General features: G+C 73.9%; 17 protein-coding genes. 12 read left to right on the top strand and 5 right to left on the bottom strand.

Annotated features, from left to right (window positions below):
* Positions 1–5 precede the first annotated feature (5 nt).
* The 3 genes from ACZ6EM_RS14910 to sucD all read left to right on the top strand — a co-directional run bounded on the left by ACZ6EM_RS14910 (position 6) and on the right by sucD (position 3,571).
* Positions 6–1,208 carry a VWA domain-containing protein gene (locus ACZ6EM_RS14910; RefSeq protein WP_465772517.1) on the top strand — a complete coding sequence of 401 codons (1,203 nt, stop codon included), beginning with the start codon at positions 6–8 and terminating at the stop codon, positions 1,206–1,208.
* A gap of 281 nt (positions 1,209–1,489) precedes the next feature.
* Entirely contained in the window at positions 1,490–2,662 is a 1,173-nt protein-coding gene (gene sucC, locus ACZ6EM_RS14905; RefSeq protein WP_359911285.1) for an ADP-forming succinate--CoA ligase subunit beta, read from the top strand.
* An 18-nt stretch (positions 2,663–2,680) separates the two neighbouring features.
* Complete coding sequence (gene sucD / locus ACZ6EM_RS14900) at positions 2,681–3,571, top strand: succinate--CoA ligase subunit alpha (RefSeq protein ID WP_401053791.1); 891 nt, start codon at positions 2,681–2,683, stop codon at positions 3,569–3,571.
* Between the two features lie 62 nt (positions 3,572–3,633).
* On the opposite strand, the gene ACZ6EM_RS14895 is transcribed toward sucD, so the two are convergent.
* On the bottom strand, positions 3,634–5,736 hold the full coding sequence (locus tag ACZ6EM_RS14895; RefSeq protein ID WP_465772516.1) for an RNA polymerase sigma factor: 2,103 nt from the start codon (positions 5,734–5,736) through the stop codon (positions 3,634–3,636).
* Positions 5,737–5,868: 132 nt separating this feature from the next.
* Here ACZ6EM_RS14895 and ACZ6EM_RS14890 point away from each other — a divergent pair, with 132 nt between their 5' ends.
* Positions 5,869–7,299, top strand: a complete 1,431-nt coding sequence (locus tag ACZ6EM_RS14890; RefSeq protein ID WP_401051095.1) for a cell division protein PerM — start codon at positions 5,869–5,871, stop codon at positions 7,297–7,299.
* A 55-nt stretch (positions 7,300–7,354) separates the two neighbouring features.
* Here ACZ6EM_RS14890 and ACZ6EM_RS14885 read toward each other — a convergent pair whose 3' ends face one another.
* On the bottom strand, positions 7,355–8,053 hold the full coding sequence (locus ACZ6EM_RS14885; RefSeq protein ID WP_465772515.1) for a hypothetical protein: 699 nt from the start codon (positions 8,051–8,053) through the stop codon (positions 7,355–7,357).
* A gap of 380 nt (positions 8,054–8,433) precedes the next feature.
* Here ACZ6EM_RS14885 and purN point away from each other — a divergent pair, with 380 nt between their 5' ends.
* Both purN and purH read left to right on the top strand, forming a co-directional pair.
* Positions 8,434–9,093: a phosphoribosylglycinamide formyltransferase gene (gene purN, locus ACZ6EM_RS14880; protein ID WP_359915185.1), complete on the top strand. Its 660-nt coding sequence runs from the start codon at positions 8,434–8,436 to the stop codon at positions 9,091–9,093.
* Positions 9,090–10,664 (top strand): bifunctional phosphoribosylaminoimidazolecarboxamide formyltransferase/IMP cyclohydrolase, encoded by a 1,575-nt coding sequence (gene purH / locus ACZ6EM_RS14875; protein ID WP_401043728.1) that lies wholly within the window; start codon positions 9,090–9,092, stop codon positions 10,662–10,664. The genes purN and purH overlap by 4 nt, the downstream gene beginning before the upstream one ends.
* A gap of 114 nt (positions 10,665–10,778) precedes the next feature.
* Here the strand turns inward: purH and ACZ6EM_RS14870 are convergent, their stop codons facing one another.
* Positions 10,779–11,390: a hypothetical protein gene (locus tag ACZ6EM_RS14870; RefSeq protein ID WP_359915188.1), complete on the bottom strand. Its 612-nt coding sequence runs from the start codon at positions 11,388–11,390 to the stop codon at positions 10,779–10,781.
* Positions 11,391–11,964: 574 nt separating this feature from the next.
* Between ACZ6EM_RS14870 and ACZ6EM_RS14865 the strand changes: the two genes are divergently transcribed.
* The 6 genes from ACZ6EM_RS14865 (at position 11,965) to ACZ6EM_RS14840 (ending at position 17,530) form a co-directional block, all read left to right on the top strand.
* Positions 11,965–12,819 carry a bifunctional methylenetetrahydrofolate dehydrogenase/methenyltetrahydrofolate cyclohydrolase gene (locus tag ACZ6EM_RS14865; protein ID WP_465772514.1) on the top strand — a complete coding sequence of 285 codons (855 nt, stop codon included), beginning with the start codon at positions 11,965–11,967 and terminating at the stop codon, positions 12,817–12,819.
* Positions 12,820–12,838: 19 nt separating this feature from the next.
* A complete protein-coding gene (locus ACZ6EM_RS14860) occupies positions 12,839–13,264 on the top strand; it encodes a DUF3017 domain-containing protein (protein ID WP_359915192.1) in 426 nt (141 codons plus the stop codon).
* A 217-nt stretch (positions 13,265–13,481) separates the two neighbouring features.
* Entirely contained in the window at positions 13,482–14,474 is a 993-nt protein-coding gene (locus ACZ6EM_RS14855) for a malate dehydrogenase (protein WP_465772513.1), read from the top strand.
* A 108-nt stretch (positions 14,475–14,582) separates the two neighbouring features.
* On the top strand, positions 14,583–15,908 hold the full coding sequence (locus ACZ6EM_RS14850) for a hemolysin family protein (RefSeq protein WP_401043734.1): 1,326 nt from the start codon (positions 14,583–14,585) through the stop codon (positions 15,906–15,908).
* Positions 15,909–15,983: 75 nt separating this feature from the next.
* Positions 15,984–16,979, top strand: a complete 996-nt coding sequence (gene trpS, locus ACZ6EM_RS14845) for a tryptophan--tRNA ligase (protein ID WP_401043748.1) — start codon at positions 15,984–15,986, stop codon at positions 16,977–16,979.
* Positions 16,976–17,530 carry a 2'-5' RNA ligase family protein gene (locus tag ACZ6EM_RS14840; protein ID WP_380542974.1) on the top strand — a complete coding sequence of 185 codons (555 nt, stop codon included), beginning with the start codon at positions 16,976–16,978 and terminating at the stop codon, positions 17,528–17,530. Before trpS ends, ACZ6EM_RS14840 begins: the two co-directional genes overlap by 4 nt.
* Here the strand turns inward: ACZ6EM_RS14840 and ACZ6EM_RS14835 are convergent.
* Both ACZ6EM_RS14835 and ACZ6EM_RS14830 read right to left on the bottom strand, forming a co-directional pair.
* A complete protein-coding gene (locus ACZ6EM_RS14835; RefSeq protein ID WP_401043737.1) occupies positions 17,515–20,085 on the bottom strand; it encodes a CDP-glycerol glycerophosphotransferase family protein in 2,571 nt (856 codons plus the stop codon). The two genes, ACZ6EM_RS14840 and ACZ6EM_RS14835, sit on opposite strands and share 16 nt — an antisense overlap.
* A gap of 248 nt (positions 20,086–20,333) precedes the next feature.
* The gene (locus tag ACZ6EM_RS14830; protein ID WP_465772512.1) at positions 20,334–23,906 is read right to left on the bottom strand and encodes a bifunctional glycosyltransferase/CDP-glycerol:glycerophosphate glycerophosphotransferase; all 3,573 of its coding nucleotides are present in this window, start codon (positions 23,904–23,906) and stop codon (positions 20,334–20,336) included.
* Positions 23,907–24,034 lie beyond the last annotated feature (128 nt).

Genomic DNA, 24,034 nt, shown 5'->3' with positions numbered 1-24,034 from the left:
ACGAGATGGCAGCGCCCACGACCGACGAACGGCTGCGCCGCTGGCGGCTGGTGCTCGGCGGCGAGGCCGACGGCACCGGCTGCGCCCTGCGCGGCCGCGACGCCGCGATGGACGGCGCCCTCGCCGCGCTCTACCGCGGCGCCCCCGAGGAGGGTGCCCGGGCCGGGCGCACCGGCCGCCGCGGTGCCGGGCTGGGCGGCTCGGCCCCGCAGGTGGCCCGCTGGCTGGGTGACATCCGCGAGTACTTCCCCTCCACCGTGGTGCAGCTGATGCAGCAGGACGCGATCACCCGGCTCGGCCTGGACCGGCTGCTGCTGGAGCCGGAGATGCTGGAGGCCGTCGAGCCGGACGTGCACCTGGTCGGCACCCTGCTGTCGCTCAAGCACGCGCTGCCCGAGACCACCCGGGAGACCGCCCGGGCGGTGGTCGGCAAGGTGGTCGCCGACCTGGAGCGCCGGCTCGCCGACCGCACCCGGGCCACGCTCGGCGGCGCCCTCGACCGCAGTGCCAAGGTCAACCGTCCCCGCCACCGCGACATCGACTGGGACCGCACCATCCGGGCCAACCTGAAGAACTACCTGCCCGAGCACGGCACCGTCGTCCCCGAGCGGCTGGTCGGCTACGCGCGCGCCCAGCGCGCCGTGAAGAAGGACGTCATCCTCTGCATCGACCAGTCCGGCTCGATGGCGCCCTCGGTGGTCCACTCGGCGGTCTTCGGCGCGGTGCTCGCCTCGATGCGCACCCTGGACACCCGGCTGGTCGTGTTCGACACCTCGGTGGTCGACCTCACCGAACAGCTCACCGACCCGGTCGACGTCCTGTTCGCCACTCGGCTCGGCGGCGGCACCGACATCAACCGCGCCCTGGCCTACTGCCAGTCGAAGATCACCCGGCCCTCCGAGACCGTCGTGGTGCTGATCAGCGACCTGTACGAGGGCGGCATCCGGGACGGCATGCTCAAGCGGGTCGCCGCGATGAAGGCGGCCGGCGTCCAGTTCATCGCCCTGCTCGCGCTCTCCGACGAGGGGGCCCCGGCGTACGACCACGCGCACGCCGCCGCCCTGGCCTCGCTCGGCGCGCCGGCCTTCGCCTGCACCCCGGACGCGTTCCCGGAGATCATGGCGGCGGCGATCGAGAAGCGCCCGATCCCGCAGAGCCTGTTCGAGGGGGCCGCCCAGGGGGGTGAGGGATTCACCCGAACGCGCTAATCGGACCGATCGGTGGACCGGCCGCCCACCCCGTCCCTCCTGGGCATTCTGTGACGGTTCTCACCCATGCCGGGCAGGCCCCGGGCGGAACAGTCCCGTCCCGCGGGGATAACCTGCCAGACGGACGTGACGCGCGTGTTGATTGACGTGAGCGCCCGTGGCTGTGTGGGCCGCAAGGCCGTACCTCTGCGTACCCGCACCGCCCCGACGACCCGCAGCGAAGATCCTGCCGTGGCACGCTCGTAGAGACACAATCCGCGACCACGAACAAGGACAAACACGTGGACCTGTTCGAGTACCAGGCGAGGGACCTCTTCGCCAAGCACGGCGTGCCCGTGCTTGACGGCGATGTCATCGAGACCGCCGCAGACGCTGCCGCCATCGCGGAGCGCTTCGGCGGCCGCGCCGTCGTCAAGGCTCAGGTGAAGGTGGGTGGCCGAGGCAAGGCCGGCGGCGTCAAGCTCGCCGCCGACCCGGCGGACGCCGTCGCCAAGGCCGAGCAGATCCTCGGCATGGACATCAAGGGCCACACCGTTCACAAGGTGATGCTGGCCCAGACCGCGGACATCAAGGACGAGTACTACGTCTCGTTCCTGCTGGACCGCACCAACCGCACCTTCCTGGCCATGGCCAGCGTCGAGGGCGGCGTGGAGATCGAGGTCGTCGCCGAGCAGAACCCCGAGGCGCTCGCCAAGATCCCGGTCGACGCCAACGAGGGCTGCACCCCGGAGAAGGCCGCCGAGATCGTCGCCGCGGCGAAGTTCCCGGCCGAGGTCGCCGACCAGGTCGCCGAGGTCCTGCAGAAGCTGTGGACCGTCTTCATCAAGGAGGACGCCCTCCTTGTCGAGGTCAACCCGCTGATCAAGTCCGGTGAGGGCAAGATCATCGCGCTCGACGGCAAGGTCTCCCTGGACGAGAACGCCGAGTTCCGCCAGCCCGAGCACGAGGCCCTGGAGGACAAGGCCGCGGCCAACCCGCTGGAGGCCGCCGCCAAGGCCAAGGGCCTGAACTACGTCAAGCTCGACGGCCAGGTCGGCATCATCGGCAACGGCGCGGGCCTCGTCATGAGCACCCTCGACGTGGTCGCGTACGCCGGTGAGAACCACGGCGGCGTCAAGCCCGCCAACTTCCTCGACATCGGTGGCGGCGCCTCCGCCGAGGTCATGGCGAACGGCCTGGAGATCATCCTGGGCGACCCCGACGTCAAGTCGGTCTTCGTCAACGTCTTCGGCGGCATCACCGCGTGCGACGCGGTCGCCAACGGCATCGTGCAGGCCCTCGCGCTCCTGGAGGGCAAGGGCGAGAACGTCACCAAGCCGCTGGTCGTCCGTCTGGACGGCAACAACGCGGAGCTGGGTCGCAAGATCCTCGACGACGCCAACCACCCGCTGGTCCAGCGCGTGGACACCATGGACGGCGCCGCTGACCGCGCCGCCGAGCTGGCCAACAAGTAAGGAAGGGGACTTAACACCATGGCTATCTTCCTTACCAAGGACAGCAAGGTCATCGTCCAGGGCATGACCGGCGCCGAGGGCATGAAGCACACCCGCCGCATGCTCGCCTCCGGCACCCGGATCGTCGGCGGCGTGAACCCGCGCAAGGCCGGCACCACGGTCGACGTCGACGGCACCGAGATCCCGGTCTTCGGCTCCGTCGCCGAGGCGATGGAGAAGACCGGGGCCGACGTCTCCGTCCTCTTCGTGCCCCCGGCCTTCACCAAGGCCGCCGTCGTCGAGGCCATCGACGCCGAGATCGGCCTGGCCGTCGTCATCACCGAGGGCGTCCCGGTGCACGACACCGCCGCCTTCTGGGCGCACGCCGGTGCCAAGGGCAACAAGACCCGCATCATCGGCCCGAACTGCCCCGGCCTGATCAGCCCCGGACAGTCGAACGCCGGCATCATCCCGGCCGACATCACCACCTCCGGCAAGATCGGTCTGGTCTCGAAGTCGGGCACCCTGACCTACCAGCTCATGTACGAGCTGCGCGACATCGGCTTCTCCTCGGCCGTGGGCATCGGCGGTGACCCGGTCATCGGGACCACCCACATCGACGCCCTCAAGGCCTTCCAGGAGGACCCGGACACCGAGATCATCGTCATGATCGGTGAGATCGGTGGCGACGCCGAGGAGCGTGCCGCGGCCTACATCGCCGAGCACGTCACCAAGCCGGTCGTCGGCTACGTCGCGGGCTTCACCGCCCCCGAGGGCAAGACCATGGGCCACGCCGGCGCCATCGTCTCCGGCTCCTCGGGCACCGCCCAGGCCAAGAAGGAGGCCCTGGAGGCCGCCGGTGTCAAGGTCGGCAAGACGCCGTCCGAGACCGCCCGCCTGGCCCGCGAGATCATCGCCGCCCAGGCCTGATCCCGCCCCGCGCGTGATGAGCGCCCCCGCCCTCCCGGGCGGGGGCGCTCGCCGTTCGCGGCTCAGTGCCGCCCCGGCCCCGTGGTGCAGGGCAGCGGCGACCACGGCCGGCAGGCCGCCGGGCCCTGCGGCGGCGGAGCGGCGCCCCGGGCCGCCGGCGGCAGCTCCCAGCGCGCGACCGCCTGGGGCTGCGGATCCACCAGGACGGCCTCCAACCCGGGCGCCGGGCTGCACCAGATGCTGGTGATGCCGTTCGGCGCCCCGTCGGGCAGCAGCGGCACGGCCGGCTCCGCCGCCTGCGCCGCGGTGGCGGCCAGGCAGAGCGTGGGCGTCGGCGGGGTGGTCGGCCTGAACAGCTCCGCCGGGCGCACCCCCGCCAGGGTCGCCAGCGTCGCCCCGCCCACCGCGACCGTCAGCAGCGCCGCCGCGCCCGTCCGGCTCGCCGTCCGGAGCCGGTACCGGGCCCGCAGCACCGGCACCGGCGTCCGGTGCGGCTCCGGGCAGCCGCGCACCGCCGCCCGGTGGAGCAGCCCGCACAGCCGGTCCGCGAAGCCCGGCGCCGCCGGGTCCGGCCCGACCAGGTCCGGCACCCACGCGGCCAGGGCCGCCCGGGCGGCCCACACCCGCCCCTCGGCCGCCGCCCGGGTGGACTCCACCTCCACCGCGACCGCCACGGCCGGCAGCCCCAGCCCGTCGTGCAGCACCAGCGCCCGGCGCTGGGGGCGGGACAGCCGCTTGAGCGCCTTCAGCAGCGCCCGGTCCCGGTCGGTCAGCCGGTCGTGGTCCGGCAGCACCGCCTGGGTCTCGTCGGCCGGCCGCACCTTGATCCGCCGGTGCGGCAGCCCCCACGCGTGCGCCCGCCGGGGGCCGCCCCGGTGCCACGGGGACAGCGCCAGCTCGCAGGCGCGCGCCCGGACCCAGCCCTCCGGGTTCCCCGAACCGGCGGCCGTGGCCCAGCACCGCCGGGCCTCGCCGAACGCCCGCCGCACGCAGTGCACCGCCCGGTGCCGGCAGGCGGTCAGCAGGAACACCTGCTGCACCAGCCGGGTGTGCGCGGTCTCGTAGAGCTCGTCGAAGCCCATCGCCGGGGGCTCGGCGTCGAGGTCGTCGTCCGCGCCCGAGGGAGCGGCGGCGGCCAGCGCCGCCCGGCCGGGACTGGCGGCGGCAGGCTCCTGCGGCTCCGGCCGTGCCGTCCGCGCCCGGTCGGGTTCGGCGGCCGGTGGCCGTTCGGCGTCCGGCCCGGAGTCCGCTTCGGGGGCGGCCGGGGTGCGGTTCGGCGTGTCGCCGTGGCCGGCGGCCGGCCCGGCGGGGGCCTCCTCGGACCCGCCTCCACCGGCCGCGTCCGTGGTCGGAGCGCTCGCCTGCCAGGCCGGCCCGGCGCCGGGAGTGCCGGGAGTGCCGCCGTGCCGGTCGGGATCCCCGGGGGCCGTCGGCGGGTGGCCGGTGTCGGACGGCTGACGCCGCCCGTCGTCCGCCGCCGCGGCCGGAGGTGCCTGGAGGGCGGCGGCTCCTGGCCGGCCCCCGGGCGTGCGTGGCTCCTGCGCGCGCCCGGGGGCGGCGCTCCTCTCGGCGGCCGGCGGCCCGTCGGCGGCCTGCCGCGGCTGCCCGGCCGGGGCCGTCCGCCGGGTGCCGCCCGAGGGTCCCGGAGCGGGTTTCCCGGCTCGGGTACGGCTCCGCTTCCCGGTCGCCTCCCCGTCCGTCGCCGCGTCGGCCCGCGGGCGGTCGGCCCCGACCACGGAACCGGGGGCGGCCGGGGCGGAGGAGCCCGGGACCGGCCGCAGGAGGACCGGTTCGGCCGGTGGGAGCCCGGCACCCGGGGCCGGCCCCGGGTCGGCCGGGTCGAGGCCGGCGGAGTTCGCCGGGTGTCCGGTCGGGCCGGGGTCCTGGGGGCGCGGCGGTGTGCCGGCCAGCAGGGCGAGTGCCTCCGCCGCGGTGCGGGTGCCGAGCTTGCGCATCGCGCGCTGGAGGTAGCTGCGGGCGGTGGTGGGGGTGACCCCGAGGGTGGCGGCGGTGCGGGGGAGGTCGTGGCCGGCGGCGAGGTGGGCCAGGGTCTGGGCCTCACGGGGGGTCAGCGTCCGCAGCAGGCGGCCCGGGTCGGTCTCGGCGCGGGCGGGCCTGCGGTGGCGCTCCGGAGTGGGGGAGTCGGCGGTGGGTGGCGTGGCCATCAGACGCTCCGGGCCGGGGCGCCGGCGGCTTGGGGGCAAGGTCTGAAAATGCGCATAAGCCAATAATCTGGGACACGGCGGCGGTTTGGCGCTTCACGGAGCATGGCGAGTCGCCTTGGCACCATGTGGCCCATGACGCAGCTGATGGGCCGTCCGATCCTGGAGTCGCCCGGTGAATTGGGCGGACGCCCCGCGCTGGCCGACCTGTTGGCGGGTGTGCGGACGGCGTTGGTCGGCCTGGCGGTGGTCGGGGCGCCGGTGCTCGGGCTCTGGGTGGCGACGCCGTACGCGGACGACGACGCGGGCGTTGTCACCCGGTTGGCGGGGGCGCTCTGGCTGCTGGGGCACGGAGCGCCGCTGCTGCGCGGGCCGGCGGACGCCCCGCTGACGGTCACTCCGCTGCTGCTCGGCGCCCTGGCCGTGGTCCGGCTCTACCGGGCGGCCGCCAGGGTGGCCGCGCGGCGCGGGCCGCGCCCGCGCTGGGGCGGTCCGGTGGCGGTGTGGGCGGGGTACTGCGCGGTGGCCTTCGCGGTGGCGCTGCACTGCGCGGCCACCGGGCCGTTCCGCAGCCGGGTGCTGCCGGACGTGCTGGTGGTGGCGCTGGTGGCGGGCCTGGCGACGGCCGCGGGGGCCCGCTCGGTGGCCGTCCTCGACGTGCCTGTCGACTCCCCGCTGGACCGCCTCCCGCCGCCGTACCGCCCGGTCGACGGTGCGCCGGTGGTACGGGCCGCGGCGCTGGCGGCCGGGGCCGGGCTGGTCGCGGCGGGCGGTCTGCTGGTGGTGTTCTCGGCGGTGCTGGACGCGGTGGCGGGCGGTGGGCGCGGGATGGCGCTGCTCGGCGGTGGGCCCGTCGCGCTGCTGGGGCTGGTGCTGCTCGCGCTGGCGCTGCTGCCGAACGCGGTGCTGTGGGGTGCGGCGTACGCGCTGGGGCCGGGCTTCGCGCTCGGCGCCGGGACGGTGGTGTCGCCGACCGGTGCGGTGCTGGGCCCGGTGCCCGAGTTCCCGCTGTTCGCCCTGCTGCCGGCGGACGGGCCGGGCGGCTGGCGGCTCGCGGCGTCGGTCCTGCCGCTGTTGGCCGGGGTGGTGCCGGCGGTGCTGCTGGGCCGTGCGGCGGCGGGCCGGCGGCTGCCGGTCTCCGGGGCGGGGGCCGGGGAGCGGCCCGAGCCCTGGACGCCGGCCGCGACGGCGGTGGCCGCGCTGGCGGCGGCGCTGTGGGTCGGGGCCGGGGCGGCGGTGCTGGGCCGGCTCTCCGGCGGGGCGCTGGCGGGGGAGCGGCTGGCGTGGGTGGGGCCGCTGCCGTGGACGGGTCCGGCGGCGGCGGGCTGGATCGCGCTGGTCGCCGTCCCGGGCGCGTTGCTGGTCCGGTACCGGATGCTGGGCCCGGCGGACGGTGTGGGCGTGTACGCCCGGCTCGCGCGCCAGGCCCGCCGGGGTGTGCTGGGGCTGCGCGCCCGTACGTACGCCCTCGTGCTGCGGCTTTCGGAGCCGGGTGCCGGGCCCGCAGCCGGCGGACCGGGCCCCGACGGGCGGGATCCGGACGACCGCGCGGGCCTCGACGACTGAGCGGGCCTCGACGACTGACCGGGGCCGGGGCGGCCGGGCGGACCCGGAGGTCCGGCTACTCGGTGTTCCCGGTGAAGTCCACGTACCACTGCGGCGCGTACCGGTCGCAGTTCTGGGCGCCGACGCTGGTCAGCGAGTCCTGGACGCAGGTGACGTAGTCGCGGTAGTGGTACCCGAGGCCGATCACCGAGGTCGCGACCACGATGGTCATCGCACCGGTCAGGATGCCGGCGAGCGCCGCCGGGGTGAGCGGGTTCGGGGCGGGGGCCGCGGGGAGCGGCCCGGCCGGCCCGGCGACGGTGGCGGCCGGGGCGGGCCGCCGGGTCCGCAGCGCGCCGACGCCCCAGACGACGCCGAGCGCCCCGATCAGCAGGGCGATCCAGTGGAATCCCGCGAACAGGCAGATCAGGGCGAACGGCCCGGCCAGCGCCGCGTTGCGGGCCTTGCGGTGGGCCGGATCGGCGAGGTCGAGCCGGGGCGGCTGCGGGGACGGCGGTCGCTGGCCGGTGCGGCCGTCGCCGGGGCCCCATTGCGGCGGCAGCTGCGGACGCTCGCCGCCCCTGCCGTCGGAGCCGCCCCTGCCGTCGGAGCCGCCCTGTCCGGCGGGGCCGCCCTGTCCGGTGGGGCCCGCTTGGCCGTCGGAGCCGTGACCCCCGCCGGCCCAGGGGCTGCGCGGCTGCCACGGCTGGTCCGGGGCATCCGCCGGCGGCGGCGCGAAGGGGTTGCGCTCGCCGGTGTCGTCGCCGCTGCTCATGGGTTCAGCCATTCCTTCTCGGTCGGGGCTCGTTCGGAGGTTCTCGCGTCGGAGCGGTCTCCCGCGCCCCCAATGATCCCGCAGTCGTCCGTCGGGCCATCGGCGGCCCGGTGCCGCGGGGCGGGCGGGGACGCCGGGGCCGGTGCGGTGGGCCGGAGGAGATCCCCGTCTCAACTACGCGCGTAGCGCCGCCGGGAGGGTGCGGAGGCCCTCCGACCAGCCGTTATCGTGGTGACGGTCAGCAGCCCACAGAGGTTCCCCGGGGCCCGCGTCGCGGCGGATTTCCCTGGAGTTCCCCCTCGCTCGACCTGCCGTTCGTAGTGGCCCCACCACCGGTGGACGTACCAGCGGACGGCGCCCGACCTACGGAGAGACGCGCAGTGGCCGCCGCCCCCGCCCAGCACTTCCCGCCCCGTACGCCCGGACCGGCCCGCCTGGTGGTGCTGGTCTCCGGCTCCGGCACCAACCTGCAGGCGCTGATCGACGCCGTCGCCGACCCGGCCTACGGCGCCGAGATCCTCGCCGTCGGCGCGGACCGGGACGGGATCGCGGGCCTGGAGCGCGCCGGGAAGGCGGGCCTGCCGACCTTCGTCCACCGGGTGAAGGACCACCCGGACCGGGCCGCCTGGGACCGCGCGCTGACCGCCTCCGTCGCCGAGTACCAGCCGGACCTGGTGGTCACGGCCGGTTTCATGAAGATCCTCGGCCCCGAGTTCATCGCCGCCTTCGCCGGGCGGACCGTCAACACCCACCCCGCACTGCTGCCCTCCTTCCCCGGCGCCCACGGCGTCACCGACGCGCTCGCGTACGGCGTGAAGGTCACCGGCTGCACCGTCCACCTGGTCGACTCCGGCGTGGACACCGGGCCGATCATCGCGCAGGGCGTCGTCGAGGTCGTCGACGCCGACCACGCCGATGGCGGCGAAGCGCTGCACGAGCGCATCAAGACTGTCGAGCGCCAGTTGCTCGTCGACGTCGTGGGCCGGCTGGCCCGCGAAGGTCACCGCATCGAGGACCGAAAGGTATGGATTCCGGCATGAGTGCCAGCTCCACCACGCCCGTTTCGGAGAACGTCCGTCCGATCCGTCGCGCGCTGATCAGCGTGTACGACAAGACCGGTCTGGAGGAGCTGGCCCAGGGCCTGCACGCCGCCGGGGTCGCCATCGTCTCCACCGGCTCCACCGCCGGCCGGATCGCCGCCGCCGGTGTCCCGGTGACCGAGGTCTCCGAGCTGACCGGCTTCCCGGAGTGCCTGGACGGGCGCGTGAAGACGCTGCACCCCCGGGTGCACGCCGGCGTGCTGGCCGACCTGCGGCTGGAGTCGCACCGCGCCCAGCTGGCCGAGCTCGGCGTCGAGCCCTTCGACCTGGTCGTGGTGAACCTCTACCCGTTCAAGGCCACCGTCGCCTCCGGCGCCACCCCGGACGAGTGCGTCGAGCAGATCGACATCGGCGGCCCGAGCATGGTCCGCGCCGCCGCCAAGAACCACCCCTCGGTGGCCGTGGTGGTCGACCCGGCCCGCTACGGCGACGTGCTGAAGGCGGCGCAGGAGGGCGGCTTCGACCTGGCCACCCGCAAGCGCCTGGCCGGTGCCGCGTTCGCCCACACCGCCGCCTACGACGTGGCCGTCGCCTCCTGGTTCGAGGACGGCTACGCGCCCAGCGACGAGCGCTTCCCCGAGTTCCTCGGCTCGACCTGGGAGCGGCAGAACGTGCTGCGCTACGGCGAGAACCCGCACCAGGGCGCCGCGCTCTACAGCGACGGCACGGGAGGCCTGGCCGGCGCGCAGCAGCTGCACGGCAAGGAGATGTCGTACAACAACTACGTCGACACCGACGCCGCCCGCCGCGCCGCCTACGACCACGCCGAGCCGGCCGTCGCGATCATCAAGCACGCCAACCCGTGCGGCATCGGGACCGGCGCCGACGTCGCCGAGGCGCACCGCAAGGCGCACGAGTGCGACCCGGTCTCCGCGTACGGCGGCGTGATCGCCGTCAACCGCCCGGTCACCGTCGCGCTGGCCGAGCAGATCGCCCCGATCTTCACCGAGGTCGTGGTGGCCCCCGGCTACGAGGAGGGCGCCCTGGAGGTGCTCACCCGCAAGAAGAACCTGCGGGTGCTGCTCGCCCCCGAGGCCCCGGCCAACCGCCAGGAGGTGCGCCCGATCTCCGGCGGCGTGCTGCTCCAGGACGCCGACCGGGTGCACGCCGAGGGCGACGACCCGGCGAACTGGACCCTCGCCAGCGGTGAGGCGCTGGCCGCCGACGAGCTGGCCGAGCTGGCCTTCGCCTGGCGCGCCTGTCGGGCCGTCAAGTCCAACGCGATCCTGCTGGCCAAGGACGGCGCCTCGGTCGGCGTCGGCATGGGCCAGGTCAACCGGGTGGACTCCTGCAAGCTCGCGGTCGAGCGGGCCGGCGAGCGCGCCAAGGGCGCCTACGCGGCCTCGGACGCCTTCTTCCCGTTCGCGGACGGCCCGGCGATCCTGATCGCGGCCGGTGTCAGGGCGATCGTCCAGCCCGGCGGCTCGATCCGGGACGAGGAGGTCGTCGCGGCGGCCGCCGAGGCCGGCGTGACCATGTACTTCACCGGCGCGCGGCACTTCTTCCACTGATCCCGCCGATTCCACCGGCCCCGCCGGCGGCGTGACGGTGTGACGGCACGACAGAGCGGCCCGGCCCCCTCCGAGGAGGGAGCCGGGCCGCTCTGCGCTGGTCGTGCGGGCCGGTCAGTAACGCGGCCGGTTGAACCAGTTGACGCCGTCCTGGACGCACATGGCGGTGATCCAGATGATGCTGATCGCCAGCCAGAGCAGGGCCATCACCAGGCCGACCGCGGTGCCGCCGGAGATGGCGCCGAGCAGGATCAGCAGGCCGACCAGGGCACCCAGCGAGCCGTACACGATGGTGGTGACGCGGACGGCGTTGCCGCCCTTGCCGAACTTCACGCCGAGCGTGATGGAGAGCGCGGCGAACAGCCCGAACAGCACGCCGACGACGAGCAGGACACCGGCGGCGGCGTCGCCCAGCGCGGTGAACGGGTTGTCGTCGCTGGTGGTCCGGCTGGCGGCGTTGGTGACGTCCTTGGCCGCCGCCCCGATGATCACGTAGGAGATCGCGGCGAGCGTCTGGACGCCGCCGACGATGAACAGCAGTACCCGGGCCGTGGTCATCAGGCCCGGCATGGACGGCGGGACCATCGGCGCATACCCGTAGGCCGGGGCCTGCTGCGGGTAGCCGTAGCCCGGGGCGGCCTGCGGCGGGGCCTGCTGCGGGTAGCCGTAGCCCGGGGCGGCCGGCGGCTGGCCGTACGGGTTGTTCGGGTCGGGCGGGTACGTCATGGATGCCTCCGGGCAGTTACGGGGACGCGGGGACGGGACGCCGACGGTCCCGGTCGGTGAGTCGGGTCACCGGCCGAGGGGGACGTCGGCGGAGCGGGGAACGGCCCGGCGGCGGTGACGGGCGCCGCGGCTCGCAGCGTGGTGAGCGTCAGGGGTGCGAGGCGGCCGACGGGTACGGCGCGGGCGGAACGGTGCCCCCGCGGTCGGACTGCTCGTTCTGCTGTGGTCGGCTCACTGGCTCTTTCCCCCGGGTACGCCCCGCCGCGGGGTCCGTCGGCCCGTCACCGGGCCGGTATCGCGGCGGGAATGCGCGCTTATCGTCATCCGGACGGCGGCGCCCTGTCCAGCCGGTTCCGCGTGCCGCGTCAAGACTGTGGCGCAACCGCAACGTGCGTCGGACCTTCGTACCCGTCCGTTCACCCGTTCGTCCACCCCGGAAGCGGGCCCGGGAGCGGGCCGGAGTCGCGCCCGGAGCCGCGCCCGGGACCGCGCCCGCAACCGCGCCCGCGAGCGTGTCGGCAGCGGTCGGACGCCCTCGGTACGGAGACCCCCGGCGATCCGGGAGAATGGGGTCATGACTGCCCAGATTCTCGATGGCAAGGCCACCGCCGCCGCGATCAAGTCCGAACTCGCCGCCCGCGTGGCGGTCCTCAAGGCGAAGGGCGTCACGCCCGGCCTCGGCACCGTCCTGGTCGGCGACGACCCGGGCAGCCGCTGGTACGTGAACGGCAAGCACAAGGACTGCGCCGAGGTCGGCATCGCCTCGATCCAGCGCGAGCTGCCCGCCACCGCCACCCAGGAGGACGTCGAGAACGTCGTCCGCGAGCTCAACGCCGACCCGTCCTGCACCGGCTACATCGTCCAGCTGCCGCTGCCCAAGGGCCTGGACCAGAACCCGGTCCTGGAGCTGATGGACCCGGACAAGGACGCCGACGGCCTGCACCCGACCTCGCTCGGCCGGCTCGCCCTGGGCATCGAGGGCCCGCTGCCGTGCACCCCGCTCGGCATCGTCGAGCTGCTGCGCCGCCACGACGTCGAGATCAACGGCGCCGAGGTGGTCGTGGTCGGCCGCGGCATCACCGTCGGCCGCTCGATCGGCCTGCTGCTGACCCGCCGCAGCGAGAACGCCACCGTCACCCTGTGCCACACCGGCACCCGGGACCTCGGCGCCCACCTGCGCAAGGCCGACATCATCATGGCCGCCGCCGGCGTGCCGCACCTGGTCAAGCCGGAGGACGTCAAGCCGGGCGCGGCGGTGCTGGACGTGGGCGTCAGCCGCAGCGAGGGCAAGATCGTCGGCGACGTGCACCCGGGTGTGGCCGAGGTGGCCGGCTGGATCTCCCCGAACCCCGGCGGCGTGGGCCCGATGACCCGCGCGATGCTGCTCAACAACATCGTCGAGGCGGCCGAGCGCCGCGCCGGCATCTGACACCCCAGGGACGGCGAGCATGACTGAACCGCGACCGGCACGGTCCCGCCGCAGGCCGGTCAGGACGACCGGCACCCTGCCGCCCGAGGGCGCCTCCGCGGCCCTCGGACGCGAGCACGCCCTGCCGGTGCGGCAGTGGCCGATCACGCTGGTCCTGCTGGTCGTCGGCGCCGGCCTCGCGGTCACCTGGTTCGCCGACTTCAAGGACGGGTTCAAGTACGGGCTGCTGATCCTCGGCTGCGGCGTGCTGCTCGGCGCGGTGCTGCGGCTGGTGCTGCCCGAGGTCGGGATGCTGGCGGTGCGCAGCCGCTTCACCGACGTGATCGTGCTGAGCTTCCTGGGCATCTCGATCGTGCTGCTGACCCTGGTGGCGCAGCCGAACCCGTGGCTGCAGATCCCGCTGCTCGACAACATCGGCCAGCTGATGGGCCGGCCCAGGCACTGATCCGCAGGGCCTGCGACGGCCCCCGCCCGGTCCCGTGGAAATCCAGGGCCCGGGCGGGGGCCGCCTTGCTTCTGTGACGCATCAGCCACGCCGGGACACCGGGCATACGCTTCCCTTTGCGATAACCTGACGCCGGTCTCTCGACGTCGAGAGAGATCATCCTGGCTCCAGTGCCGGTGTGCCTGGGGCGCCTGGCGATTTGCTGGAGAAGGTAGAAATGACCCGCACCCCCGTCAACGTCACCATCACCGGAGCAGCCGGCCAGATCGGCTACGCGCTGCTCTTCCGCATCGCCTCGGGCCACCTGCTCGGTGCCGACGTGCCGGTGAACCTGCGCCTCCTGGAGATCCCGCAGGGCCTCAAGGCCGCCGAGGGCACCGCCATGGAGCTCGTCGACTGCGCCTTCCCGCTGCTGCGCGACATCACGATCACGGACCAGCCGAACGTGGCCTTCGACGGCGCCAACGTCGCGCTGCTGGTCGGCGCCCGTCCGCGCACCGCGGGCATGGAGCGCGGCGACCTGCTGTCGGCCAACGGCGGCATCTTCGGCCCGCAGGGCAAGGCCATCAACGACAACGCCGCGGACGACATCAAGGTCCTGGTCGTCGGCAACCCGGCCAACACCAACGCCCTGATCGCCCAGCGCAACGCCCCGGACGTCCCGGCCGAGCGCTTCACCGCGATGACCCGCCTGGACCACAACCGCGCCGTCGGCCAGCTGTCCTCCAAGACCGGCGCCCTGGTCTCCGACATCAAGCGCGTCACCATCTGGGGCAACCACTCCGCGACCCAGTACCCGGACATCTTCCAGGCCGAGATCGCCGGCAAGCCGGCCTTCGAGGCCGTCGGCAGCGACCTGGCCTGGCTGGAGGGCGAGTTCATCCCGACCGTCGCCAAGCGCGGTGCCGCCATCATCGACGCCCGCGGCGCCTCCTCGGCCGCCTCGGCCGCCAACGCCGCCATCGACCACGTCCACACCTGGGTCAACGGCACCGCCGAGGGCGACTGGACCTCCATGGGTGTCGTCTCCGACGGCTCCTACGGCGTTCCGGAGGGCCTGATCTCCTCCTTCCCCGTCACCACCAAGGACGGCAAGTTCGAGATCGTCCAGGGCCTGGAGATCTCCGACTTCTCGCGCGCCCGCATCGACGCCTCGGTCAAGGAGCTGACCGAGGAGCGCGACGCGGTCCAGGAGCTGGGCCTCATCTGAGCCCGCCCCGCACGGTTCCGCCGGCGGCCCGCCGCTTCCCTCCCGGAAGCGGCGGGCCGCCGTCGTGTTCGGGTCCTCGCGGCAGCGGCCGTCCTACACTGGCCCGCTGTGAACGAAACACTCGGGGACGCCGCGCTCGTCCTCGTCTTCATCCTGCTGGGCGGGTTGTTCAACGTCGCCGAGATCTCGCTGATCTCGCTGCGCGAGGGCCAGATCCGGACGCTGGAGGGGCTCGGCACGCGGCGCGCGGCGCGGGCCGCGCACCTGGCGGCCGACCCCAACCGCTTCCTGGCCGCCGTCCAGGTCGGGGTGACCTGCATGGGCTTCCTGTCGGCCGCCTTCGGCGCGGACACCCTGTCCGGCAAGGTCGCACCGCTGTTCGTCCGGGCCGGGCTGTCCGCGGGCGTGGCCGACGCGGTGGCCCTGGTCGGCCTCACCCTGGTGATCAGCTACGCCTCGCTGGTGCTGGGCGAGCTGACCCCCAAGCGGATCGGCCTGCAGCGCGCCGCGTCCATCTCGGTCATCGCCGCCCCGGTGGTGGACGTGATGTCGGTGGTGCTGCGGCCGGTGATCTGGCTGCTCGGCCACTCCACCAACCTGATGGTCCGGTTGCTCGGCGGCGACCCGGCGGCGGGCCGCGGCTCGATGAGCTCCGAGGAACTGCGCGGCCTGGTCGCCGCCAACACCGAACTCGGAAGCGACGAACGGGCGTTGATCGCCGATGTGTTCTCCGCCGGAGAGCGTCAGCTGCGCGAGGTGATGGTCCCGCGCACCGAGGTGACGTTCCTGGACGCCGAGCGCCCGCTGGCCGCCGTGCGGCACCAGGCCGACACCTCCCCGCACTCGCGCTACCCGGTGGTCGAGGGCAGCGCCGACGCGGTGGTCGGCTTCGTCCACGTCCGCGACCTGTACGGCGCGCGCGGCGAGCAGGCCGTCAAGGTCCGCGACCTGGCCCGCCCGGTCAAGCTGCTGCCCGGCACCAAGCTGGTGCTGGAGGCGATGGGCGAGATGCGCCGGGAGGGCCACCACCTGGCCATCGTGGTGGACGAGTACGGCGGCACCGCCGGGATCGTCACCCTGGAGGACCTGGTCGAGGAGGTGATCGGCGAGATCCGGGACGAGTACGACCGCCCGGAGGCCGCCCCCACCCGCCGGCTGGCCGGCGGCGGCGTCGAGCTGGACGGCCTGCTCAACCTCGGCGACTTCGCCGAGGAGACCGGCGTCACCCTGCCCGAGGGTCCGTACGAGACGGTGGCGGGCTGCCTGGTCGCCGCGCTCGGCCGGCTGCCCCGGGACGGCGACCAGGTGCGCGTTCCGGTCGAGGGCGGCGGCGGGGTGCTGCTGACGGTGGCCAAGGTCGAGGGCCGGCGGATCGCCCGGGTCGGGGTGAGTGCGGTCACACTGGCCGAACCTCCGGGGGCGGAGGTTTCCTGAGCGAGCGGTGGAACTGGAACAATGGCGCGCATGGTCAACGCAGCGGTCACCGGTCCGGCCAAGGACCGTCCCCGGGTGCTCTCCGGCATCCAGCCCACTTCCGGCTCGTTCCACCTCGGCAACTACCTGGGCGCGGTGCGCCAGTGGGTCGACCTGCAGAAGGAGAACGACGCCTTTTACATGGTCGTCGACCTGCACGCGATCACGGTGCCGCAGGACCCGGCGACGCTGCGCGAGAACACCCGGATCTCCGCCGCCCAGCTGCTCGGCGCGGGCCTGGACCCGGACCACTGCACGCTCTTCGTCCAGTCGCACGTGCCCGAGCACGCCCAGCTCGCCTGGGTGATGAACTGCCTCACCGGCTTCGGCGAGGCCTCGCGGATGACCCAGTTCAAGGACAAGTCCTCCCGGTACGGCTCCGAGGGCACCACGGTCGGCCTGTTCACCTACCCGATCCTCCAGATCGCGGACATCCTGCTCTACCAGGCGGACGCCGTCCCGGTCGGCGAGGACCAGCGCCAGCACGTGGAGATCACCCGCGACATCGCCGAGCGGTTCAACTCGCGCTACGCCCCCACGTTCACGATCCCGAAGCCGTACATCCTCAAGGAGACGGCGAAGATCATGGACCTCCAGGACCCGGGCATCAAGATGAGCAAGTCGGCCTCCTCGGCCAAGGGCCTGGTCAGCCTGCTGGACGAGTCGAAGGTCAGCGCCAAGAAGTTCAAGAGCGCCGTCACCGACACCGGCACCGTCGTCTCCTACGACGAGGAGGAGAAGCCGGGCGTCTCCAACCTGCTGCGCATCCACTCCGCGCTCAGCGGCCGGTCGGTGGACCAGCTGGTCGAGCACTTCGAGGGCAAGATGTACGGCGCCCTGAAGACCGAGCTGGCCGAGCTGTTCACCGAGTGGGTCACCCCCTTCCAGGAGCGCACCCGGGTGTTCCTGGACGACCCGGCGGAGCTGGACCGGGTGCTGGCGATCGGCGCCGAGAAGGCGCGCGCGGTGGCGTCGGTGACGCTGGAGACGGTGTACGACCGGATCGGCTTCCTTCCGGCCGCCAAGCGGTGACTCCCCTCACGCACCTGCCCGGTGGTGGCGACCTCCCCGAGGTCGTCACCATCGGCGTGTCCGTGAGCGTCCCGGACCCGTACGGCACGGCGGTCCAGGACGCCCGGGCCGGGCACGGCGATCCGCTGGCCCGGTCGATACCCACCCACGTCACCCTGCTGCCGCCGACCGAGGTGCCCGCCGAGGCGCTGCCGAAGATCGAGGAGCACCTGGCGGCGGTGGCGGCCGCGCACCGCCCGTTCCGGATGCTGCTGCACGGCAGCGGGACCTTCCGCCCGGTCTCCCCGGTGGTGTACGTCCGGGTCGAGGAGGGCGCCCAGGAGTGCCGGCTGCTGGAGGCGGACATCCGCTCCGGCCCGCTGGCCCGCGAGCTGGCCTTCCCGTACCACCCGCACGTGACGGTCGCCCACGGACTGTCGGACGACGTGCTGGACCAGGCGTACGAGCAGGCACGCGACTTCCGGGCGGACTTCCCGGTGGAGGGCTTCGGCCTCTCCCGGTTCGGCGCGGACGAGGTCTGGCGGCCCTGGCGGAGCTACCCGTTCGGGTGAACCGGGGCGTCTCCTGGCCCCGCCGCGCAGCCTAGCCCCGCCGCCCGGCCTCCCCGGCCGCCGAGTTCGAGCATCCGGTCGACCACCCGGCGGGCCGCGCGGCCGTCGTCCAGGGCGCAGTGCTCGGCCCGGAAGCGCCGGTAGCGCTCGGCGTAGTCGGGCGGCGGTCCGCCGTCGCCGTCGGCGAGTCCGCGCAGCGCGCCGAGCAGTTCGGCCGAGGTCGGCACCAGCGGGCCGGGGGCGTTCGCCTCGAAGTCGAAGGAGAAGCCGCGCAGGGTGTCGCGGTAGTGCTCCAGGTCGTAGGTGAAGAAGTACATCGGACGGCCGGTGATGGCGAAGTCGAACATGATCGACGAGTAGTCGGTCACCAGGACGTCCGCGACCAGCAGCAGTTCCTGCGGGTCGGGGTAGTCCCCGCAGTCGTACAGGAAGCCGTCGCCGGCGCCGGGCAGCGGTTCGCGCACGTGCGCGTGCGGGCGGACCAGCAGCACGTGGTCCGGCCCGAGCAGGCGCCGGGCGTGGTCGAGGTCCAGCCGCAGGTCGAGCCGGAAGCCCTCGCCGTCGCCGCGCTGCTGGTCCTCGCGCCAGGTCGGTGCGTACAGCACGATCCGCCGGCCCTCGGGAACGCCGAGCCGGCGGCGGACGGCGGCGACGGTCCGCGGGTCCGGTCGGGCGAGCACGTCGTTGCGCGGGTACCCGGACTCCAGCAGCTCGCCGGCGTAGCGGAAGGCGCGCCGCAGGATCGGGGTGGCGAACGGGCTGGGGGAGAGCAGCAGGCTCCACTGCGGCGTCTCCCGGTCGAGCGCCGCCAGATAGCCGCGGTCGGCCAGCCAGGGGCTCTCGACGTCGTGGGCGATCCGCTTCAGCAGGGAGCCGTGCCAGGTCTGCACGACGACCTGGCCGGGACGGCGCTCCAGGAAGTCCGGGAAGTGGGTGTTGCCGACCAGGTACCGGCAGGTGGCCAGCGCGCGGTACCACTCCGGGCTCCAGCTGCGCACCGGGACGATCCCGGGCGGCACCACGGCCTGGGCGTCGTCGACCACCCACAGGTGCTCCAACCGGGCGTTGCGGCGCACGAGTTCGGTGTGCACCGCGCGTGGGGAGTCGGCATAGCCGCGGCCGCCGAACACGTCGTACAGCACCGCCTCGCGCAGTGGCGCGCGGCGGGCGGCCGGGTAGCGCTCGGTGCGCAGCCGGCGCTGCGTCCAGGCGCTGCGCTCGGCGGCGGTGAGCACCGGCGTGGAGTCCACCACCAGGGTGTCGTGCCACCGGCGCTGCAGCAGGACCCGCTTGCCGCCGGCGGTGGTGGCGGCGGGGACGGCGGACAGCGCGGCGGGGGCGGCGAGCAGCGGCCGGGCGTCCCCGGGGCGGGCGACCGGCTCCAGGGCGGCCTCCCAGACGCCTTTGCGCAGCGGCAGCGCGACGCCATCCGAGCCGGTCCGGGCGGCGGGCACCCGGACCCGGAAGCGGCCGTCCGGGCCGGTGGCGACCGGGGTGCGGACCTCGCTCGCGGAGCCGGCGTGCCGCAGCACCAGCTGCAGCCGGTCCGCGGCCGGGTCCGGGCAGCGGCCGGACAGTTCGAAGCCGCCGTCCCGTACGGCGATCCGGTCGACCAGGCCGGCCGCGGGCTGGACGCAGAGCTGGAGCCGGCCGTCGGCGAGGTGCTTGAGATAGAGCACCCGGTCCGGGACACCGGGCAGCGGGTGCTGGCCGGCCACCGGGCCGCCGCGCTCGTCGAGGCAGAGCTGTTCGGTGCCGCCGTCGGGGCGCAGCAGTTCGGCGTCCCAGTGCTCCAGCCTGCCGCTGCCCCGCCCGTCGGCGGTGAACGGCCGGTACGGCACCCGGACGGTGAAGGTGTTGCCGGTGCGGGCGAGCGGCTGCTCGACCACCGCGTCGCTCTCCCGGTGGCGCAGCCGCAGCACGGTGCCGGAGGGACAGGCGTCGGCGACCCCGCCCAGGTCCAGGCCGTCGGGGGCGGGGGCGGCGCGGGTGATCCGGACGGCCGGGCGCTCCAGCCGCAGCCGCAGCCGGCCGTCGGCGAAGAACGGCTGGAGCCGGACGCCGTCGTCCACCCAGTGGGCCGGCGGGTACTCGCCGGAGCCGCACCAGTGCGGGGCGAGGGCGCCGTACCGGCGGCGCACCCGGGCGGGGCGGGGGCGGGTGAAGAGCGTGGCCTCGATCCGCCAGTCGCCGAGCAGCCAGTGGTCCCCGCGGCGCAGCCGGCCGGGTGCTATCAGCGCGGTGAAGCCGGACCAGTCGTGGTTGTGCTCGGACTGGGCGCTGTCGTCGGTGACCTCGGGCATCCGGCGGGGGCGGGAGCGCAGGTGCAGCGGCGGCTGGGACCGGTTCTGGTGGCGCAGGGTCAGCCAGGTCCAGGCGGAGCCGGGGCGGGCGGTGTCCTGGCCCTTCGGGCGGGCGAAGCCGGTGAGCTCCAGGCCGCGGCCGTGCCAGTGGGCGCGCAGCAGCCCGAAGACGACGTCCTCGTCCTCGGCGGGGCGGCCGGCGGTCACCCGGGGGGCGGCATGCGGCAGGACCAGCCGCGTGAGCACAGGCATGGCGGTGGGAGCCCTTCGGAAGGGAAGTCAACATCCCATCCAGAAATGGCGCCGGGGTCAATTGCACGCTTTTTCGAATGCCCCGGGGAATGCATTTCCGGGAACGCCGGTTCGAATGCGGATCCGGTGTTCCGGTCCTTTCCGCCGGGCCCTTTTCGGTCCCTTCCGCCCGGACGCACAGGTGCCCGGACACATGCGGGCGCCCGGCACCGATCGGTGCCGGGCGCCCGCCGGAGCGTGTACGGCGGCTACTCCTTGCGGAGCATCGCGTCGACCACCCGGGCGGAGGCCTTGCCGTCGTCCAGGTCGCAGTACGCCTCGCGGAACGCGGTGGCCCGGTCCGCGTACTCGGCCGTGATCCCGTCCACCCGGCCGAGCACGGAGACGAGTTCCTCGGAGGTGGCCGGCATCGGGCCGGGCGCCTCGGCCTCGAAGTTCAGGCTGAAGCCGCGCAGGTTGTCCCGGTAGTGCTCCAGGTCGTAGGTGAAGAACACGATCGGCTTGCCGGTCGCCGCGAAGTCGAACACGCTCGCCGAGTAGTCGGTCACCAGCACGTCGGCGATCAGCAGCAGCTCCGCCATGTCGGGGTAGCTGCCGACGTCCCAGATGTAGCCGTTGCCGGCGCCCGGGATCTGGCCGCACATCAGGTGGTGCCGGCGCACCAGCAGCACCTGGTCGTCGCCGAGCGCGGCCCTGGCCGCCGCCAGGTCGATCCGCAGGTCGATCTGGTAGCCGTCCTGCGGCCGGCGCCGGTCCTCGCGCCACGTCGGCGCGTAGAGCACGACCTTCTTGCCCTCGGGCAGGCCGAGCCGCTCCCGGACCTGCTCGGCGGTCTTCTCCCGGTCGGAGGCGAACAGCAGGTCGTTCCGGGGCGAGCCGCTCTCCAGGATCTCGCCCTTGAAGTCGAAGGCGCGCCGCAGCACCGGGGCCGACCAGCGGTTGCCGGCCACCAGCAGGCTCCAGTTCGGGACCTCCCGGGCCAGGCTCTTGAGGTACTTGGAGTCGGTGAACCAGACCTTCTCGAAGTCGAAGCCGATCTGCTTCAGCGGGGTGCCGTGCCAGGTCTGGACGACCACCTGGTCGGGACGGCGGACGAAGAAGTCGGGCAGGTGGGTGCTGGCCACCACGTACTTGGCGGTGGCCAGCGCCTCGTACCACTCCGGGCTGCGGTACCGCAGCGCGGTCGCGCTCTGCGGCAGCTCGGCCTGCATGTCGTCGTTGCCCCACAGGTGCTCCAGCGGCAGGCCGCGGCGGACCAGCTCCTCGTGGACGGCCCGGGGCGAGCCGGAGTACGTGCCGTACTTGCCGGTGTGGTACACCACCGTGTCGCGCACCGGCAGCCGTCGGGCAGCCGGGTAGTCCACGCTCTGCAGCTGGCGCTGGCGGAAGCCGGCCCGCTCCTCGGGCAGCAGCACCGAGTCCGACTCCAGCGACAGGCCGTCGTGGTCGCGACGCTCCAGCAGTATCCGCTTGCCGCGGGACTCCACCACGACCGGCAGGACGTCGAAGCAGTCCGGGGTGACCAGCGCGGCGGCGTCCGGCAGTTCGGGCACCTGCACGCCGACCGGGCGGAAGACGACGTGCCAGGTGCCCCGGGAGAGCGGCACCCGGCCGGCGAAGGAGGCGGTCGGCACGGCGGGCAGCGCGGTGCGGAACCGGCCGTCGGAGATCTCCACCGGGTAGGCGTGCTCCTCCTCGCGCCACTTGTGACGGACCACCAGTTCCCAGCGGTGCGCGCCGGGCAGCGGGAACGAGCCGCTCAGCAGGAAGCCGTCGGCGCCGCGCGAGGACACGTCGTCCACCAGCGGCTGGAGCACCTGGTCGGTGAACTGGAGGTGCCCGTTGGGGGAGGGCTTGGAGTAGAGCGCCCGGCGCTCGGCCACCGGGGCCTGCGGGTTCAGCGCCAGGTGCAGCCGCTCGGGCGCGTTGCGGTCGTCCCAGGCCAGCGGGACGGTGCTGCCGTCGGCCAGCAGCAGGGAGCCGTCCCAGTGGTCGCGGCTGCGCTCGCCGGCCACCGGGTCCAGCTCGGCCCAGGCCTCGCGGACGGCGGTCAGCTCGGCGACCGGGGCGAGCGCGGTGAACGGCTGGAGCGAGCCGACCGGAGCGCCCAGCTCCAGCGGGAAGGTCACGTGGCGGTCCGACTCGGCGTGGGTGAGCCGCAGCCGCGCCCCGGCGAAGCTCGGGCCGGAGCGGGCCGCGCCCGAGACCTCCAGCCGGTCGCCGTGCGCGGCCAGGCCGGTCACCCGGGCCTTGACCGTCTCCACCCGGAGGTAGACGAAGTTGTCCCGGATCCACGGCACGATCCGCACGTCCGGCTCGACCCAGTGCGACGGGAGGAACTGCGCGCTGTCGCTCCACCCGGCCGAGATCCGGCCCTTGTAGACCCCGCCCTTGCCGGCGCCGGCCACCAGGACGCGCCAGTTGCCGTCCTTCCACTGGCCGCGGTGCCTGAGCCTCTTCGGGTCGATGGCCACGTTGAAGCCGGACCAGTCGCAGCTGTACAGGTCGTGCTGGCAGCTCGCGGTGGCCTCGGGGCTGTACGTCGTCCTCATCGGCACCGCGATGACCCGGCGGCCCTTGGCCTCGCGCAGCACCAGGGTGCGGACCATGTCGTGCTTGCCGGCCGCGCCCAGCTGCTCCGGGTAGGCGTGCCCGGTCAGCCGCAGCTTCCCGTCCTCCCAGGCGCTCCGGTACAGCCGGCTGCGGATGACCAGCGAGTTGTCCAGCTTGAGCACCCCGGCCGGCACGCTCTTGCGCCCGCCGCGCAGGAACGGGTAGTCGGCGTACGGGCGCAGCAGGCCGCGGGCCTGGACACCGCCGCCGCTCTCGCGCTCGTACGTGATCTGGTCGACCAGCTCGTCCATCCGGCCCGACAGCGTCAGGTGGTACTTCAGCCGCACCGGCGCGCGCAGCCGGCCGACGTGGTCGGAGCCGATCGCCCGGAGCAGCCGGCCGACGTGCTGGAGGTAGGCGTCCCGGTAGTCCTTGTCCCCCTCCACCAGGGACGAGAAGAACATCGGGATCTCCTCGACGAGGGTGTTCTCGTCGTAGGAGCGCAGGTACTCGGCGAAGCGCGGCTCGGTCTGCTTCATCAGCCAGGCGCGCACCAGCTCGACCGAGGCGACCCGGTCGATCAGGCCCTTGGGGTTGGTGCGCATCTGCGTGATCGACATCTCGCCGACCTCGCGCTCGCGCCAGTGGTAGATCGGCTCGGAGAGCACGTCCACGCTCTTGGCCAGGTAGTGGTGCGGCACGCTGACCGGCGCGTCCTCGTACAGGATGCCCTCGGGGTAGAGCAGGCCGGCGCCGTCGAAGAACGAGCGGCGGTACACCTTGTTCCACGCGGTGCGGTCGGTGACCAGCGCCGGGATCTCGGTGATGTGGGTCTTGAGCCTGGTCTCCTTGAACGGCTTCAGGTGGCCGCCGGACTGGTAGTAGCCCACGGCGCGGAAGCGCAGCACGTTGCCGGTGCAGAAGTCCGAGCCGGTCTCGTCCAGCGTGTTGATCATCAGCTCGTACGCGCTCGGCGGCATCGAGTCGTCGCTGTCCACGAAGCACAGGAACTCGGAGTCCGGGTCGATGTGCCGGATGCCGGTGTTGCGGGCCGCGCCGAGTCCCTTGTTCACCTGCCGGACCAGCCGGAACCGGGAGTCCTCGGCCGCGTACGCCTCGGCGAGCGCCGCGCTGCCGTCCTTCGAACCGTCGTCGACCATGACGCACTCGAAGTCCGTGAAGGTCTGGGCGGCGATCGAGTCGAGGCATTCGACGAGGTAGCGCTCGACGTTGTAGATCGGGACGACGATGGAGAGGCGGGGAGCCATCGGCTACGCAGGCCTTTCTCTGGAGGAGCGTGGCAGCCCGTACGGGGCCTGGCCGCACTTGGATCGGTGCGTACGTGCGCCCCCGATCCTACCTCCGGGGACCTCGCCCACCCCGGGACCACTACGCT

It is taken from the genome of Kitasatospora sp. NPDC041917 (genome assembly GCF_055589745.1).
This window is presented reverse-complemented; position numbering and strand designations above follow the sequence as displayed.